The 15,664-nt window shown below is 68.3% G+C and carries 12 protein-coding genes; 9 read left to right on the top strand and 3 right to left on the bottom strand.

Annotated features, from left to right (window positions below; translation table 11 throughout):
• The first annotated feature begins 34 nt into the window (after positions 1-34).
• The 9 genes from argA (at position 35) to hemH (ending at position 12,634) form a co-directional block, all read left to right on the top strand.
• The gene (gene argA, locus LZ017_RS02235; RefSeq protein WP_241298414.1) at positions 35-1,375 is read left to right on the top strand and encodes an amino-acid N-acetyltransferase; all 1,341 of its coding nucleotides are present in this window, start codon (positions 35-37) and stop codon (positions 1,373-1,375) included.
• Between the two features lie 78 nt (positions 1,376-1,453).
• Positions 1,454-1,726: an oxidative damage protection protein gene (locus LZ017_RS02230; RefSeq protein WP_241298413.1), complete on the top strand. Its 273-nt coding sequence runs from the start codon at positions 1,454-1,456 to the stop codon at positions 1,724-1,726.
• A 73-nt stretch (positions 1,727-1,799) separates the two neighbouring features.
• Positions 1,800-2,858 (top strand): Fe(3+) ABC transporter substrate-binding protein, encoded by a 1,059-nt coding sequence (locus LZ017_RS02225; RefSeq protein ID WP_241298412.1) that lies wholly within the window; start codon positions 1,800-1,802, stop codon positions 2,856-2,858.
• A gap of 125 nt (positions 2,859-2,983) precedes the next feature.
• Positions 2,984-3,280 (top strand): H-NS family nucleoid-associated regulatory protein, encoded by a 297-nt coding sequence (locus LZ017_RS02220; RefSeq protein WP_241298411.1) that lies wholly within the window; start codon positions 2,984-2,986, stop codon positions 3,278-3,280.
• Positions 3,281-3,605: 325 nt separating this feature from the next.
• Positions 3,606-5,777 (top strand): EAL domain-containing protein, encoded by a 2,172-nt coding sequence (locus tag LZ017_RS22220; protein WP_241298410.1) that lies wholly within the window; start codon positions 3,606-3,608, stop codon positions 5,775-5,777.
• On the top strand, positions 5,774-7,852 hold the full coding sequence (dnaG, locus tag LZ017_RS02210) for a DNA primase (protein WP_241298409.1): 2,079 nt from the start codon (positions 5,774-5,776) through the stop codon (positions 7,850-7,852). The genes LZ017_RS22220 and dnaG overlap by 4 nt, the downstream gene beginning before the upstream one ends.
• Positions 7,853-8,154: 302 nt before the next feature.
• Positions 8,155-10,371, top strand: coding sequence for an RNA polymerase sigma factor RpoD (gene rpoD / locus LZ017_RS02205; RefSeq protein ID WP_241298408.1), 2,217 nt, complete (start codon positions 8,155-8,157; stop codon positions 10,369-10,371).
• A 182-nt stretch (positions 10,372-10,553) separates the two neighbouring features.
• Positions 10,554-11,513, top strand: a complete 960-nt coding sequence (locus tag LZ017_RS02200) for an adenylate/guanylate cyclase domain-containing protein (RefSeq protein ID WP_241298407.1) — start codon at positions 10,554-10,556, stop codon at positions 11,511-11,513.
• Between the two features lie 29 nt (positions 11,514-11,542).
• Positions 11,543-12,634 carry a ferrochelatase gene (gene hemH / locus LZ017_RS02195; protein ID WP_241298406.1) on the top strand — a complete coding sequence of 364 codons (1,092 nt, stop codon included), beginning with the start codon at positions 11,543-11,545 and terminating at the stop codon, positions 12,632-12,634.
• Between the two features lie 25 nt (positions 12,635-12,659).
• Here the strand turns inward: hemH and LZ017_RS02190 are convergent, their stop codons facing one another.
• From LZ017_RS02190 to LZ017_RS02180, 3 genes are read right to left on the bottom strand one after another with little or no spacing between them, the layout of a single operon-like run.
• Entirely contained in the window at positions 12,660-14,147 is a 1,488-nt protein-coding gene (locus tag LZ017_RS02190) for a tripartite tricarboxylate transporter permease (protein ID WP_241298405.1), read from the bottom strand.
• Between the two features lie 13 nt (positions 14,148-14,160).
• Entirely contained in the window at positions 14,161-14,676 is a 516-nt protein-coding gene (locus tag LZ017_RS02185) for a tripartite tricarboxylate transporter TctB family protein (protein WP_241298404.1), read from the bottom strand.
• Positions 14,677-14,678: 2 nt separating this feature from the next.
• Entirely contained in the window at positions 14,679-15,632 is a 954-nt protein-coding gene (locus LZ017_RS02180; protein ID WP_241298403.1) for a tripartite tricarboxylate transporter substrate binding protein, read from the bottom strand.
• Positions 15,633-15,664 lie beyond the last annotated feature (32 nt).

Raw genomic sequence — 15,664 nt, 5'->3', positions numbered from 1 at the left:
CGAGTGGCGAATGGGCTGCGGCACAATTCCGCCCATGAGCCTGGTCTTCCCTCACACCTTCGTTCCCTGGTTCCGCGCCGTGGCCCCCTACATCCACGCCTACCGGGGTGAGACTTTCGTCGTCGGGATGACCGGCGAGCTGATCGCCGCGGGCAAGCTCAACAGCTTCGTGCAGGACCTGGCGATCATGCATGCGATGGGCATCAAGATCGTGCTGGTGCATGGCTTCCGTCCCCAGGTCAACGAGCAGCTCGCGGCCAAGGGCCAGCAGTCGCGCTACAGCCAGGGCATGCGCATCACCGACGCGGTGGCGCTGGATTGCGCGCAGGAGGCCGCAGGGCAGCTGCGCTTCGAGATCGAGGCCGCGTTCTCGCAGGGCCTGCCCAACACCCCCATGGCCAACTCCACGGTGCGCGTCGTTTCCGGCAATTTCCTGACCGCGCGCCCGGTGGGCATCGTCGATGGCGTGGACTTCCAGCACAGCGGCGTGGTGCGTCGCGTGGATTCGGCGGCGATCCAGCGCGCGATCGACAGCGGCGCCATCGTGCTGATGTCGCCCTTCGGCTTCTCGCCCACCGGCGAGGCCTTCAACCTGACCATGGAAGACGTGGCCACCGCCACCGCGATCGCGCTGCAGGCCGACAAGCTGCTGTTCATGACCGAGGTGGCCGGCGTCCGCGAGAACCAGGACGACCCCGACAGCGCCATCGACACCGAGCTGGCGCTGGCCGACGCCAAGCGCATGCTGGCCAAGCTGCCGCGCCCCACCCAGCCCACGGACGTGGCCTTCTACCTGCAGTACTGCGTGCGCGCCTGCGAGGCCGGTGTCGAGCGCTCGCACATCCTGCCCTTCGCGGTGGACGGCGCGCTGCTGCAGGAGGTCTACACCCACGACGGCATCGGCACCATGGTGGTGGACGAGAAGCTGGAGAGCCTGCGCGAAGCCACGCCGGACGACATCGGGAGCCTGATCGCGCTGATCGAACCCTTCGAGCGCGACGGCACCCTGGTCAAGCGCGACCGCACCGAGATCGAGCGTGACATCGAGCTCTACACGGTGATCGAGCACGACGGCGTCATCTTCGGCTGCGCGGCCCTGCACCCCTACCTGGAGGCCCGCACCGGCGAGATGGCGGCGCTGACCGTTTCCTCGGCCGTGCAGGGCCAGGGCGACGGCGAGCGCATCCTGAAGCGCATCGAGCAGCGCGCCAAGGCCCAGGGCCTGTCCAGCATCTTCGTGCTCACCACCCGCACCATGCACTGGTTCATCAAGCGCGGCTTCCAGCCCGTGGACCCGGACTGGCTGCCCGAAGAGCGCAAGCGCAAATACAACTGGGACCGCCGCTCGCAGGTCCTGGTCAAGAAACTGGCCTGAGTCGCCCGCCACCCCGCGGGCGGCTCCGGCCCCGTTGAACCCGGCCCACAGGCCACCCTAGCAAGACAAGAGGTTGAAATGGCTCGCACCGTGCAATGCGTGTATTTGAAGAAGGAAGCCGAGGGCATGGACTTTCCCGTCTACCCCGGCGACCTGGGCAAGCGCATCTATGACAGCGTCTCCAAGGAGGCCTGGGCCGCCTGGATGAAGCACCAGACCATGCTGGTCAACGAGAACCGGCTGAACCTGGCCGACCAGCGCGCCCGCCAGTACCTGGCGCGCCAGATGGAGCAATTCTTCTTCGGCGACGGCGCCGAGAAGCCGGCCGGCTACGTGCCGCCCAGTGCCTGACCTGGCGAAACAGGAACGATTCTCGTTAAGGCTACACTCCAGCCACTGCAAATCCGCATGGTCTGGAGTTCCTATGCGTTCCATCGTTTCCCGCCGTTTCTCGCTGAAATCCACCGTCCTGGGTCTGGGCCTGCTTGCCGCCGCGCCCACCCTGTGGGCCCAGGAACAGGTGCTGAATCTCTATTCCGCCCGTCATTACCAGACGGACGAAGCGCTGTACGCGAATTTCACCAAGGCCACCGGCATCAAGATCAATCGTGTCGATACCGATGACGCCGGTCTGCTCGCGCGCCTGAAGAGCGAAGGCAGCGCCTCCCCCGCCGATGTGATCCTGCTGGTCGACGCCGCCCGCCTGTGGCAGGCCGAGAACGAGGGGCTGTTCCTGCCGGTCAAATCCGAGCTGCTGGAGCAGCGCATTCCGGTGAATCTGCGCGCCAAGGCCGGTGCGCAGGGCACGGCCTGGTTTGGTTTTTCGACCCGCGCCCGCGTGATCGTCTACAACAAGATCAACGTCAACAAGGCCGACGTCCAGAACTACCAGGATCTGGCGGATCCCAAGAACAAGGGCAAGGTTTGCACCCGTTCCGGCTCGCATCCCTATAACTTGTCGCTGTTCGGCGCGCTGTATGAACATCTGGGCGCGGCACAAACCGAGCAATGGCTCAAGGGCGTGGTCGGCAACATGGCCCGTGAACCCAAGGGCGGCGACACGGACCAGATCAAGGCCGTGGCCAGCGGGGAATGCGGCATCGCACTCACGAATACCTATTACCTGGCGCGCATGATGCGCTCCAACAAGCCCGACGACCGCGCCGTGGTGGAAAAGGTCGGCGTGGTGTTCCCCAACCAGCAAAGCTGGGGCACGCACGTGAACATCGCCGGCGGCGCCGTCGCCCGCCACGCGAAGAATCGCGACAACGCGGTCAAGTTCCTCGAATACCTGTCCTCCCCCGAGGCCCAGGTCTACTTCGCCAACGGCAACAACGAATGGCCCACGGTGCCGGGCGTGAAGCCCAGCAATCCGGCGCTGGAGGCGATGGGCAATTTCAAGATGGAGACGATTCCGGTCTCCACGGTGGGTGCCAATATTGGCAAGGTCCAGCAGCTGCTGGACAAGGCCGGCTACAAGTAATTCACGGCAGCGGCCGCTGGGCATTTCAGCGCCAGAAACTTGCTCTTGCACGATTTTCCAAACCCTGACCTATAATCGGCCAATCCCGAGTCGGGTACTTGTTGGACTTTGCAAGGAACGCATAAATGGCAACGCTGAAAGACCTCCTCGCCCAGCGGGCTGCGCTTGAAAAGGAAATCGCCGAGACCCAGGAGCGCGAGCGCTCCGACGCGATTGCCAAGGTTCGCGCATTGATGGCCGAATATGGCTTGTCGGTTTCCGATCTGAATGCCAAGGCACCCAAGGCCGTCAAGACCTCCAAGGTGGCGGCGAAATATCGCAACCAGGCCACCGGCGAGACCTGGAGCGGTCGCGGCCTGCAGCCCAAATGGCTGAAAGCCGCCATCGCTGGCGGTGCCAAACTGGAAGATTTTGCCGTCTGATAAGTCCCGCACACAGACAGAAGCAAACCAAGCCGCCGCTGAGAAGCCTCAGCGGCGGCTTTTTTTCGCCCCCACGGCGGAGGGCGCCGTCCCGTCGCGCGGATGGCGCCCGATTTCTGGTGCCGGAGACGCAGCCAAGGGTTATCCCCGATCCCCGGGTCGCGGCTCCACCACTTGTTTGCAGGGGCGGCAAGGCCCTGCCAGATAAACCCCGCTGCTAGCATCAAATCCTCCAACGCCATTGCCCAGCTTGCGAGGACGGGCCTTGAAAATACTCGACGCCGTCACGCCTGGGAGGCAAGACCGCCCGCAGGCGCCACATTCCGTGGCCGGAATCCGGGCCGGCGGTTTGCTCGGCTGGCTGGCCGGCGCGCTGGGGCTGGGCCGCCTGCGGCGTGAACAGCTGGCACTCTGGGACGGTGCGCTGAGTGATGCGGGCCTGGCCGTGCTGTGCATCAGCCGCGCCGGCTTGCAGGCTTCCCGTCTTTGGCATCAGCGCCTGGGCCCTCCGCAGGGCGACTGGCTGGACTGGCTGCGACACAGCCATGCGCTTGATCGCCAGCGCCTGGCGCCGCGGTTGCAGGGCCTGCTGGTGGTCCCCTCCCCCTTCGGCGCGGTCCTGCACGAGCGCCTTCGCCTCAGCGACGGAGAGGGGGGCTGGACATGGTTTGAGCTGCGTGCCGAGGTGCTGGAGCGCGATGCGCGTGGACTGGCGCGCCTGGCCCGCTGCGCGCTGAGCGATGCGCGCCAGCGGCAGGCTCAGCGCGAGCGCGAGGCCAGCGCCCGCGGTCTGTTCCGCTTCAGCGGTCAGGCGCAGGCGCTGCTGGATGGCGCCTGGCGCATCGAACAGGCCAATCCCGCCTTCCACCGGCTCTGCGCGGACTGGGACGGGGCCATGGAAGGGCAGCGCCCCGCGGTCCTCGGCCCGGAGGTGCTGGCGACCGGCGGTCACGAGGCCTCCGCGCTCTGGTCGCAGCTCAGCGACGCGGCGCGGGCGCGGCCCGATGAGGCCGGCTGGGAGGGCGCGGTATGGATCCAGGACCGCCACGGCCAGCTGCGCAGCCTGCTTCTGCGCCTGCACGTCATCGAGACCGGCGAAGAGGAAGAAGCGGACGCGCTGGAACAGGCGCCGCGCCGCTTCATGCTGGAGATCGACGACCGCAGTGCCGCCGAGGCGCGCGAGAAGCTGCTGCTGGGCCTGGCCCGGCAGGACCCGCTGACCGGCCTGCTCAACGAGGCCGGCCTGACGGAGCGCATCGCCCAGGCCCAGGCCCGCTGGCGACCCGACCAGGGCGCGCTGTGCGTCGCGCGCCTGGACGTCGATGGCTTCGCACGCATCAATACCGAACTCGGCGAGCAAGGCGGCGACCGGGTGCTGCAGCACCTCGCGCACAGCCTGCGCTCGGCGCTGCGCGGCGCCTCAGGGCCGCAGGACGCGATCGCCCGGCTGGGCGGCGACGAGTTCGGGCTGCTGCTGCATGTCAGCGACGAGCAGGAAGCCCATCAGGCACTGCGCCGGCTGCTGCGCCACGCCCGCGGCGCAGTCCAGGACCGGCCGCTGAGCGTCAGCATGGGCGCCACGCTGTATCCGATGGACGAGGCGGCGGCGGAAACACTGATGCGCCATGCCGCCAGCGCGCTGAACCAGGCCAAGCGCGACGGACGCGACCGCCACGCGATGTTCGACCCCGGGGACGGTCAGGCCAGCGAGCAGCGCAGCCACCAGCTGCGCGACCTGGAGCAGGCGCTGGAGCTCGGCGAACTGATGCTGTACTACCAGCCCAAGATCGCGCTCGCGGACGGCCGCGTCGTCGGCATGGAGGCCCTGCTGCGCTGGCGCCACCCGCTGCAGGGCGTGCTGGGGCCGGACCGCTTCCTGCACCATGTGGAATCCAGCCCGCTCGCCGGCCGGTTGGGCGACTGGGTGCTGCAGCAAGGCCTGGCCCAGGCTGGCCGCTGGCGCGACCAGGGCCTGGCGCTGGAGCTGAGCCTCAACATCAGCGCCCGCCATCTGCAGTCCCCCGGCTTCGTGGCCCGGCTGCGCGAGCTGCTGGCCCAGCCCGGCGCTCCGGCGCCGCAGCAGCTGTGCCTGGAACTGCTGGAATCCAGCGCCCTGCCCGACCTGGGGCTGGCCGAATCGGTGCTCCGGGAATGCCGCGCGCTGGGCTTGAAGCTGGCGCTGGACGACTTCGGCACCGGCTACGCCAACCTGGCCTATCTGCGCCGCCTGCCCTTTGACGCCTTGAAGCTGGACCGCTCCTTCGTGCAGACCCTGCTGGTCAACGAGAAAGACCAGGCGCTGGTGCGCAATGCGCTCGCTCTGGCGCGCGAACTGGGGCTGGCCACGGTGGCTGAAGGGGCCGAATCGCCCGCGCACCTGGACGCGCTGCGCGCGCTGGGCTGCCAACAGGCCCAGGGCAACGGCATCGCGCTGCCCATGCCCGCGGACCAGGTCTCGGTCTGGCTGAACGCCCGGGCCGGTAGACTGCCGGGGTGATTCCACCGGGCTTTATTCAGGATCTTCTTTCGCGCGTCGACATCGTCGACGTCGTGTCGCGCCACGTCGAGCTCAAGAAAGCCGGCATCAACCACAAGGGGCTGTGCCCCTTCCACGGCGAGAAGACGCCCAGCTTCATCGTCAGCCCCACGCGCCAGACCTACCACTGCTTCGGCTGCGGCGTGCATGGGGACGCGGTCCGCTTCCTGATGGAGCACCTGGGCATCGGCTTCATCGACGCGGTCCGCGACCTCGCGCAACAGGCCGGCATGCAGGTGCCCGAGGACAATCGCAGCGTCCAGGAACGTGAGCGGGAACAGGCGCAGAAACAGCGCCAGGCCAGCTTGAGCGAGGTGCTGGAACGCGCCGGCGAGCATTACCGCAAGCAGCTCAAGGGCAACGCGCGCGCGGTGGCCTACCTGAAGGGCCGCGGGCTGACCGGGCAAATCGCCGCGCAGTTCGGGCTGGGCTATGCGCCCGAGGGCTGGCGCGCGCTGGCCAGCGCCTTCCCGTCCTACGACGACCCGCTGCTGGTCGAGGCCGGGCTGGTCATCCTGCAGGAAGACCCCGGCAAGAGCGCCGAAGAGCAACGCCGCTACGACCGCTTCCGCGACCGCATCATGTTCCCCATCCGCAATGTCCAGGGCCAGGTGATCGGCTTCGGCGGCCGGGTGCTGGACAAGGGCGAGCCCAAATACCTGAACTCGCCGGAAACGCCGGTCTTCAGCAAGGGCCGCGAGCTCTACGGCCTGCACGAGGCGCGCCCCGCGCTGCGGCGCAAGGGCTATGCGCTGGTCGTCGAAGGCTATATGGACGTGGTGGCGCTGGCTCAGCATGGCTTCGGCAACGCGGTCGCCACGCTGGGCACGGCCTGCACCGCGGACCATGTCCAGAAGCTGTTCCGCTTCACCGAAACCGTGGTCTTCAGCTTCGACGGCGATGCCGCAGGCCGGCGCGCGGCCGGTCGCGCGCTGGAGGCCGCGCTGCCGCATGCCAGCGACACGCGCAGCATCAAGTTCCTCTTCCTGCCGACCGAGCACGACCCGGACTCCTATGTGCGCGAACTGGGCAGCGAGGCCTTCGAGCGCTGCGTGGCGCAGGCCGTGCCACTGTCGCGCCAGCTGCTGGACAGCGCGGCCGAGGGCTGCGACCTGGGCAGCGCCGAGGGCCGGGCACGCATGCTGGCCCAGGCCCGGCCGCTGTGGAGCGCGCTGCCGGACGGGCTGCTGAAGCGCCAGTTGCTGGGCGAACTCGCGCGCAGCGCGCAACTGCCCGATCAGGAGCTGCAATCGCTCTGGCAGGCCGGCGCGCCGGGCGGCCGGCCGGCGGCGTCCGCGCCCCGTTCCGCCGCGTCGGCGGGCGCCCATGCCCCGGCGACCCGGCAGGCGGCGACGAGCGGCGGTGCCCCGTGGGACGGTGGCCCGGTCGAGGACCTGCATTGGGACGCCCACATCCCCGACGCCGATCCGCCTCCGGACTGGGCCATGGGCGGTGCCGGCCACGAGGAAGCCCCCGCCGCGGCGCCCGCCGAACCCGCGCCGCGTCAGCAGCGCCGCTGGGTGCCGGACAGCGAATTCCGCAAGGGCGGCAAGCGCGGCGGCGGCGACTGGCGCCGCCGCGAGCAGGACCCCACGCTGGGCCTGCCCCGGCGTGCCCCGCCATCGCCGATGGACCATGCGCTGCGCATGCTGCTGCAGCACAGCGCGCTGTGGGAGTCGCTGAGCGAGCAGGACCTGCACCTGCTGCACCAGCTGCCCGGCGAGCACGGCGAGATGGTGGCCTGGCTGGAGCGTTACCTGACCCACCATGGCAGCGTGCCCTGGAATGAAATGCGTGCGGCGCTGGTCGAGGAAGACCGGCTGGAGATGGCCAGGCGCATCGCCGGCGGCGACATCGCCGCGCCGGACGAGGCCACCGGCCCGCTGGGCGAGGAGTTCCGCCAGGTGATGCGCCAGCTGTGGATCGCCGACCTCGAAGCGCGCAGCCGCCACCTGGCCTCGCAGCCGCCCCAGGCCGAAACCTTGCAGCAGCTGAAAGCCCTCCATCAGCAGATCCAGGACCTGAAGAAGGCCTGATTTTTTGACCCTGCCTCGAACTTGATCGATAATTAAGAGTTTTCGCGCGTCAAGAGTGACGGCAGCACCAACCGGACCCGGCCCCCCATTGACCTTGGGGCAACTTAGAAGGCCACCCTATCCGCCTGGGCTGCAATTGCAAACGTTCACGCTAGCCTTCACGCGCAAAGCCTTGTGTCCGACCGGGCAGACCCCATGTCGGACCTAGGCCATCGATATGAGCCGCCTGGGCACAGCGCGTTGTTTCTAACGCGCGCCGGCCAGGTGGCTGTTTGCATTGCATCACCCATCCGAGGAACTGCATGACCGCCAAGAAGACCGCGTCCAAGGCTGCCGCCAAGACTGAGGAACTGGCCGAAGAAACCAAGAAGCCGGCCAAGACCGCGAAGACCAAGGCCGCCGCCAGCGACGACGCCAAGCCCAAGCGCGGCCGCAAGCCCAAGGCCGCGACGGAAAACAAGAAGTCCGCCAAGGCCAAGGTCGAGGAAGAAGAGGAAGACTTCAACGACCTGGAAACGGAATTCGAAGGCGGCGAAGGCGAGGCGGAGGCCGAGCCGGAAGTCGAGGCGGAAGAGGTCAGCGAAGAGAAGGCCAAGGCCAAGCCGCTGCGCATGAAGGTCAGCCGCGCCAAGGAGCGCGCGCTGATGCGCGAGTTCGGCCTGGATGAGACCGCGCTGACCGAGGAAGAGGTTGCCAAGCGCCGCCAGGAGCTGAAGACCCTGATCAAGATGGGCAAGACCCGTGGTTTCCTGACCCATCAGGAAATCAACGACCACCTGCCCGAAAAGCTGATCAACGAGGAAATCCTCGAGGCCATCGTGTCCATGTTGAACGACATGGGCATCGCGGTCTACGAGCAGGCGCCCGACGCCGCGACGCTGCTGATCCAGGGCAGCACCTCGCCGACCGCGACCGAGGAAGAAGCCGAGGAAGCCGCCGAAGCCGCGCTGTCCACGGTGGATTCCGAATTCGGCCGCACCACCGACCCGGTGCGCATGTACATGCGCGAGATGGGCACGGTCGAACTGCTGACCCGCGAAGGCGAAATCGAAATCGCCAAGCGCATCGAAGGTGGCCTGCAGGCGATGATGCTGGCGATCAGCGCATCGCCCACCACCATCGCCGAGATCCTCGCGATGGCAGCCAAGATCCGCGCCGGCGAGATGCAGATCTCCGAGGCGGTGGATGGCTTCGTGTCCGATGACGAGGCCGACGACTATGTGGCCGAGGAAGACTTCGACGAATTCGACGAAGAGGACGATGACGACGGCAACGGTGGCTCCAAGGCCCTGACCAAGAAGCTGGAAGAGCTGAAGAACGCCGCGCTGGAGAAGCTCGACGCGCTGGCCAAGCACTTCGACAAAATGCGTCAGGCCTTCGAGAAGGACGGCTACAAGTCGCCGGCCTACAACAAGGCACAGGCCGCGATCAGCGCCGACCTGATGACGATCCGCTTCACGGTCAAGACCATCGAGAAGCTGTGCGACATCCTGCGCTCGCAGGTGGACGACGTGCGCCGCTACGAGCGCGAGATCCGCAAGATTGTCGTCGACAAGTGCGGCATGCCGCAGGAGCACTTCATCAAGACCTTCCCGCCCAACGTGCTGAACCTGCAGTGGGCCGAGAAGGAAGCCGCCGCCGGCAAGAACTACAGCGCCGTGCTGTCGCGCAACCTGCCGGCCGTGCAGGAGCTGCAGCAGAAGCTGGTGGACATCCAGGCCAAGGCCGTCGTGCCGCTGGACGATCTCAAGGAGATCAACAAGCGCATGAACGAGGGCGAAAAGGCCTCGCGCGACGCGAAGAAGGAAATGATCGAGGCCAACCTGCGCCTGGTGATCTCCATCGCGAAGAAGTACACCAACCGCGGCCTGCAGTTCCTCGACCTGATCCAGGAAGGCAACATCGGCCTGATGAAGGCGGTGGACAAGTTCGAGTACCGTCGCGGCTACAAGTTCTCGACCTACGCCACCTGGTGGATCCGTCAGGCCATCACGCGCTCCATCGCCGACCAGGCGCGCACCATCCGCATTCCGGTTCACATGATCGAGACGATCAACAAGATGAACCGCATCTCGCGCCAGCACCTGCAGGAATTCGGCTTCGAGCCGGACGCGCCGACGCTGGCCGAGAAGATGGAGATGCCGGAGGACAAGATCCGCAAGATCATGAAGATCGCCAAGGAGCCGATCTCCATGGAAACGCCGATCGGCGACGACGACGACAGCCACCTGGGCGACTTCATCGAGGACACCAACAACACCGCGCCCATCGAGGCGGCCATGCAGGCCGGCCTGCGCGAGGTGGTGAAGGACATCCTCGACAGCCTGACCCCGCGCGAGGCCAAGGTGCTGCGCATGCGCTTCGGCATCGAGATGAGCACGGACCACACGCTGGAAGAAGTCGGCAAGCAGTTCGACGTCACCCGCGAGCGCATCCGCCAGATCGAAGCCAAGGCCATCCGCAAGCTCAAGCACCCCAGCCGCTCGGACAAGCTGCGGACCTATCTGGACAACCTGTAAGAGCTCGTCCTGCACGGACACCAGCCGGCCCGCGGGCCGGCTTTTCTTTGCCCGTTCAGGCCCCCCGCGTGCAGGGGGTGGCGCGTCATAGTGCGCACGAATGCACCCCCTCCCCCGGGCTTTTCCGCCGTCGGCCCGACATGCACGGGGGCTACACTGAGACTTTCATCACACTTGGTCACATGTCCCAGATCCGCGAGCGCACCGTTTTGTTTGCCGACCTGCGCGGCAGCACGGCGCTGTTCGAGACCCTGGGCAATGCCGAGGCCTCCGACCTGGTCACCGGCACCGTGGGCCTGGTCGGCCAGGCGGTGCACGAGTACCGCGGCCAGCTGATCAAGACCCTGGGCGACGGGTTGATGGCGGTCTTCGACCATCCGCGCGAAGGCGTCAAATCGGCCATCCGCATGCAGGAGCTTCTGCGCAAGGAAGCCGGGCGCAGCCCGCGGCTGAGTGGCCTGCAGCTGCAGGTCGCGCTGGCGCGCGGTGAAGTGGTGGAGATACGCGGCGACTGCTTCGGCGACGCGGTCAACGTGGCGGCGCGACTGCTGGACCATGCCGGCGACAGCGAGACCCTGGTCACCGCCGAGGTGGTTCAGGGGTTGAGCAGCGCGCAGCGTGGCAAGTTCCGCAGCCTGGACCGCATCGCGGTGCGCGGCCGCGCCGAGCCGGTGCACCTGTACATGCTGGATGGCAGCGGCGGGCCGACCGATGCCGCGGCCACCCAGTTCGGCGCCATCGTGCGCCGTCCGCATGAGCCCGAGGGCATACGGCTGATCTGGCAGGACCTGGACCGCGTCTTCGACATCGACGCGATGCCCGTGGTGCTGGGTCGCAGCACGCAGGCGACCTACTGCATCACCGACGTGCGCGTGTCCCGCTCCCATGCCCGCATCGACTGGCAGGGCACCAGCTTCATTCTCACCGACCTCAGCTACAACGGCAGCTTCGTGCGCTTCGGCGCCAGTGGGGAGATCCTCAGCCTGCGGCGCAGTGCCTGCACCCTGCATGGCAGCGGCGTGATCGGCCTGGGCGGCCCACCGCAGGACGGCCAAGCCCCGTCGGTACATTTCGAGGTTCTGCATTTCGCCGACACTGAGCGCCTGCCCGTGACCGACGACGAGCATCTGCGCCCGCTCTGAACCCCGCGTGGCCTGGACTCGCTTTCCCGATGAGATTCAAGACCGAACCCACCCTCCCCCATGGCAGCGAGCCCCGCATCGGGCTGCTGTTCTGCAACCTCGGAACGCCTGACGCACCGGAGGCGCCCGCGCTGCGCCGCTACCTGGCCCAGTTCCTCGGCGATCCGCGCGTGGTCGAGATCCCAAAGCTGGCCTGGTGGCCCATTCTGCACGGCATCATCCTGCGCGTGCGACCGGCCAAGTCCGCGGCCAAGTACGCCAGCGTGTGGATGAAGGAAGGGTCGCCACTGGCGGTGTGGACCGAGCGCCAGGCCAAGCTGCTGCAGGGCATGCTGGGCGAGCGCGGGCACCGCGTGATCGTGCGCCATGCAATGCGCTACGGCCGCCCCAGCATCGCCAGCCAGCTCGACGCGCTGCGTGCCGAGGGCGTGACGCGGGTGCTGGTCTTTCCCGCCTACCCACAGTACTGCGGCGCGACCACGGCCAGCGTGATCGACGACGTGGCGCGCTGGTCGCTGAAGACGCGCCACCTGCCCGAGTTCCGCTTCATCAACCGCTACCACGACGCGCCCGGCTACATCCAGGCCCTGGCCGCCAGCGTGCGCGCGCATTGGCAGCGCGAGGGCCGCGGCGACAAGCTGGTGATGAGCTTCCATGGCATGCCGGAACGCACCTTGCACCTGGGCGACCCCTACCACTGCGAATGCCTGGCGACCGGCCGGCTGCTCGCTGAGGCGCTGGGGCTGCAGCGCGACCAATGGATGGTCACCTTCCAGAGCCGCTTCGGCAAGGCCAAGTGGTTGCAGCCCTATACCGAACCCACCCTGCGCCAGCTGGCCGGTCAGGGCCTGAAGTCGGTGGACCTGATCTGCCCTGGCTTCGCGGCCGACTGCCTGGAGACGCTGGAGGAGATCGCGATGGAAGCGCGCGAGGCCTTTCTGCACAGCGGCGGTCAGCGCTTCTCCTATGTGCCCTGCCTCAACGACGATCGCCAGGGCATGCGCGCGCTGACCGAGCTGGCCGAGCGCCATCTGCAGGGCTGGCCCACGCGCGACATGCCGGACGCGGCGGCAGCGGCGCGTCAGCGCGAGGCAGCGCTGGCCGCGGGCGCTCCGCGCTGAGGAAGTCCGGGACACCCGGTCGGGTTCAGCCCTGGCGCCGCCGGCGCAGCACGGGCGGCAGCAGCAGCACCAGCACGACGACGATCAGCAGCGTCAGCGACAGCGGGCGCTGCAGGAACACGCTCCACTGCCCGCCGCCGATCGCGACGGCATTGCGCAGATGCGCCTCGGCCAGCGGGCCGAGGATCATGCCCACCACCACCGGCGCATGCGGAAAGTCGAAGCGCCGCAGCAGCACGCCCAGCAGGCCGATGGCCAGCATCAGCACCAGATCGAAGGCGCTCTGGCGCATGCCATAGACCCCCACGGTGGCGAAGATCAGGATGCCCGCGTACAGCGGTGCGCGCGGGATCTTCAGCAGCTTCACCCACAGCCCCACCAGCGGCAGGTTGAGCACCAGCAGCATCACGTTGCCGATGTACAGCGACGCGATCAGCGCCCAGACCAGGGTGGACGAGGTCTGGAACAGCTGCGGTCCGGCCTGGATGCCATAGTTCTGCAGCGCCGACAGCAGGATGGCCGCCGTCACCGAGGTCGGAATGCCCAGCGTCAGCAGCGGCACCAGGGTGGCGGTGACGGCCGCGTTGTTGGCCGCCTCCGGGCCGGCCACGCCCTCGATCGCGCCAACCGTGCCGAACTCGTCCTTGTGGCGCGAGAGCCTGCGCTCGGTCGCATAGCTCAGGAAGGTCGGGATCTCGGAGCCCCCGGCGGGGATGGTGCCGAAGGGAAAGCCGATGGCCGTGCCGCGCAGCCAGGCGGGGATGGAGCGGCGCCATTCGCCGCGGTCCATGTGCACGCGGCTGAGGCGGTTCAGGTGCTGCTCGCTGCGCCCCTCGTAAAGCGCCAGATAGAGCGTCTCGCCGACGGCGAACAGGCCCACCGCCACCAGCACCGCCTCGATGCCGTCCATCAGCTCGGGGATGCCGCCGGTGTAGCGCACCTGCGCGGTGATCTGGTCCAGCCCCACCAGCCCCATCGCCAGGCCGATGAACAGCGAGCAGAGCCCGCGCAGCGTGCTCTTGCCCAGCACCGCGCTGACCGTCGTGAAGGCCAGCAGCATCAGGCAGAAGTACTCCGGCGGCCCCAGCGTCACGGCGAAGTCCGCCAGCAACGGCGCGCACAGCGTCACCAGCACGGTGGCGATGGTGCCGGCGACGAAGGAGCCGATCGCCGCCGTCGCCAGCGCCGCGCCGGCACGGCCGCTCTTGGCCATGCGAAAGCCCTCCAGCGCCGTCACCATGGTGCCGGTCTCGCCGGGCGTGTTCAGCAAGATGGAGGTGGTCGAACCGCCATACATCGCGCCGTAGTAGATGCCGGCGAAGAAGATCATCGAGGCCGTGGGCTCCACCTGGGCCGTGATGGGCAGCAGCATGGCCACCGTCACCGCCGGCCCCAGCCCCGGCAGCACGCCGATCGCCGTGCCCAGCGCGCAGCCAACGAAGGCCCACATCAGGTTGACCGCGGTGCCGGCGGTCGCGAAGCCGCCCAGCAGCTGGGTCCAGAGTTCCTGCATCGCGCGCCCTCCGTCAGATCAGGCCGGAGGCGCTCAGCGCCGGCAGGTTCAGGCCCAGCAGCCTGTTGAACACCCAGAACACCGGCAGCGCCAGCGCCAACCCGGTCAGTGCGTCCAGCAGCAGGCCACGCGCGCCCGCGCCGCGCCGCCCCTCGGCCAGGCGCAGGCCGCGCACCGCGAGCCCATAGCACAGCGTGCAGGCGAGCACAAAGCCGACGTGGGTGATCAGCGCCGCGGTCGCCAGCAGTGCCGCGACCACCCAGGCCGCGGCGCGCCAGTCGGCGCGCTCCGCGCCGGAGGGCGGCTCCATCGCGCGATAGCCGCCGCTGCGCGCCTCCCAGACCAGCCAGGCGCCGCACAGCATCAGCGCGCCGGACACCAGCCAGGGCAGCATGTCAGGCCCGGCGCCGGCATAGCCGGCCTCGGACGGAATGCGCCGCGCGCCCAGACCCATCAAGAGCCCCAGCAGCAGCGCGCCCAGGCCCACCGCGGTCTGGTGACGCACCGCGGTCTTGTGGACGTCGGCCATGTTCAGACCATCCCCGACTTGGCCATGATCGCGCGCAGCGCGGCGAACTCGCGGTCCACGAAGTCCTCGAACTCGCGGCCGGTGAGCACGGCGGGCGTCCAGCCGTTCTTCTCCAGCGCCTCGGCCCAGGCCTTGCTGCGCGTGGCTTTGAGCACCCTCTCGGTCAGCGCCTGGCGCTGCGCGGGCGTGATGCCCGGCGGCGCGTAGACGCCACGCCAGTTGCCGATCTCGACGTTGTAGCCCAGCTCCTTCATCGTCGGCACATCCAGGCCTTTGAGGCGCTGCGGCGCGGTCACCGCGATGTGACGCATCTTGCCGCTCTCGATATAGGGCTGGAACTCGCTGTAGCCGCTGCCGCCCACGGTGACGTTGCCACCGAGGATCGCCGCGATGGCCTCGCCGCCGCCACGGAAGGGCACGTAGTTGATCTTCGCGGCATCCAGACCCACGTCGCGCGCGAGCATGGCCGCCGCGATGTGCTCGGTGGCGCCGCGCGAGCCGCCGCCCCACTTGACGCTGGAGGGGTCGCGCCGCATCTGCTCCACCACCTCTTTCATGCTCTTCAGCGGCGACGCGGCGGGCAGCACGAAGACGTTGTACTCGCTGGTCAGCCGCGCGATGGGCGTGGCCTGGCTGAGGCTCACCGGCGGCTTGCCGGTGATCAGCCCGCCCAGCATCACCGCGCCCATCACCAGTAGCGCGTGGGGGTCGCCCTTGCTCGCGCTGACGAACTGGGCCAGGCCGATCGCACCGGCGGCACCGCCCTTGTTCTCGTAGCTCACGGCCGTGGCCGCGCCGGCGTCCTGCAGCGCGCGGCCGAGGGCACGGCCGGTGTTGTCCCAGCCACCGCCCGGATTGGCCGGCACCATGATCTTCATCGCGGTGCTGGCCTGGGCCGGCAGCGCGCCACAGGCCGCGAGCGCGGCCAGGGCCTTCATAAATTCGTTTCTACGCATGCATGTCTCCTGATGGGCCTGGGGCGTGGCCC

It is taken from the genome of Pelomonas sp. CA6, assembly GCF_022549225.1.
Lineage (GTDB): Bacteria > Pseudomonadota > Gammaproteobacteria > Burkholderiales > Burkholderiaceae_C > Roseateles.
Note: the sequence above shows the minus strand (reverse complement) of the source record. Positions and strands in the feature narration are given on the sequence as shown.

Bases quoted from the DNA above. Each gene is read 5' to 3' on its own strand.
- hemH (WP_241298406.1), top strand. From the start codon at position 11,543: ATGAGATTCAAGACCGAACCCACCCTCCCCCATGGCAGCGAGCCCCGC.
- LZ017_RS02190 (WP_241298405.1), bottom strand. From the start codon at position 14,147: ATGCAGGAACTCTGGACCCAGCTGCTGGGCGGCTTCGCGACCGCCGGC.
- LZ017_RS02200 (WP_241298407.1), top strand. From the start codon at position 10,554: ATGTCCCAGATCCGCGAGCGCACCGTTTTGTTTGCCGACCTGCGCGGC.
- LZ017_RS02185 (WP_241298404.1), bottom strand. From the start codon at position 14,676: ATGGCCGACGTCCACAAGACCGCGGTGCGTCACCAGACCGCGGTGGGC.
- rpoD (WP_241298408.1), top strand. From the start codon at position 8,155: ATGACCGCCAAGAAGACCGCGTCCAAGGCTGCCGCCAAGACTGAGGAA.
- LZ017_RS02180 (WP_241298403.1), bottom strand. From the start codon at position 15,632: ATGCGTAGAAACGAATTTATGAAGGCCCTGGCCGCGCTCGCGGCCTGT.
- argA (WP_241298414.1), top strand. From the start codon at position 35: ATGAGCCTGGTCTTCCCTCACACCTTCGTTCCCTGGTTCCGCGCCGTG.
- LZ017_RS02230 (WP_241298413.1), top strand. From the start codon at position 1,454: ATGGCTCGCACCGTGCAATGCGTGTATTTGAAGAAGGAAGCCGAGGGC.
- LZ017_RS02220 (WP_241298411.1), top strand. From the start codon at position 2,984: ATGGCAACGCTGAAAGACCTCCTCGCCCAGCGGGCTGCGCTTGAAAAG.
- LZ017_RS02225 (WP_241298412.1), top strand. From the start codon at position 1,800: ATGCGTTCCATCGTTTCCCGCCGTTTCTCGCTGAAATCCACCGTCCTG.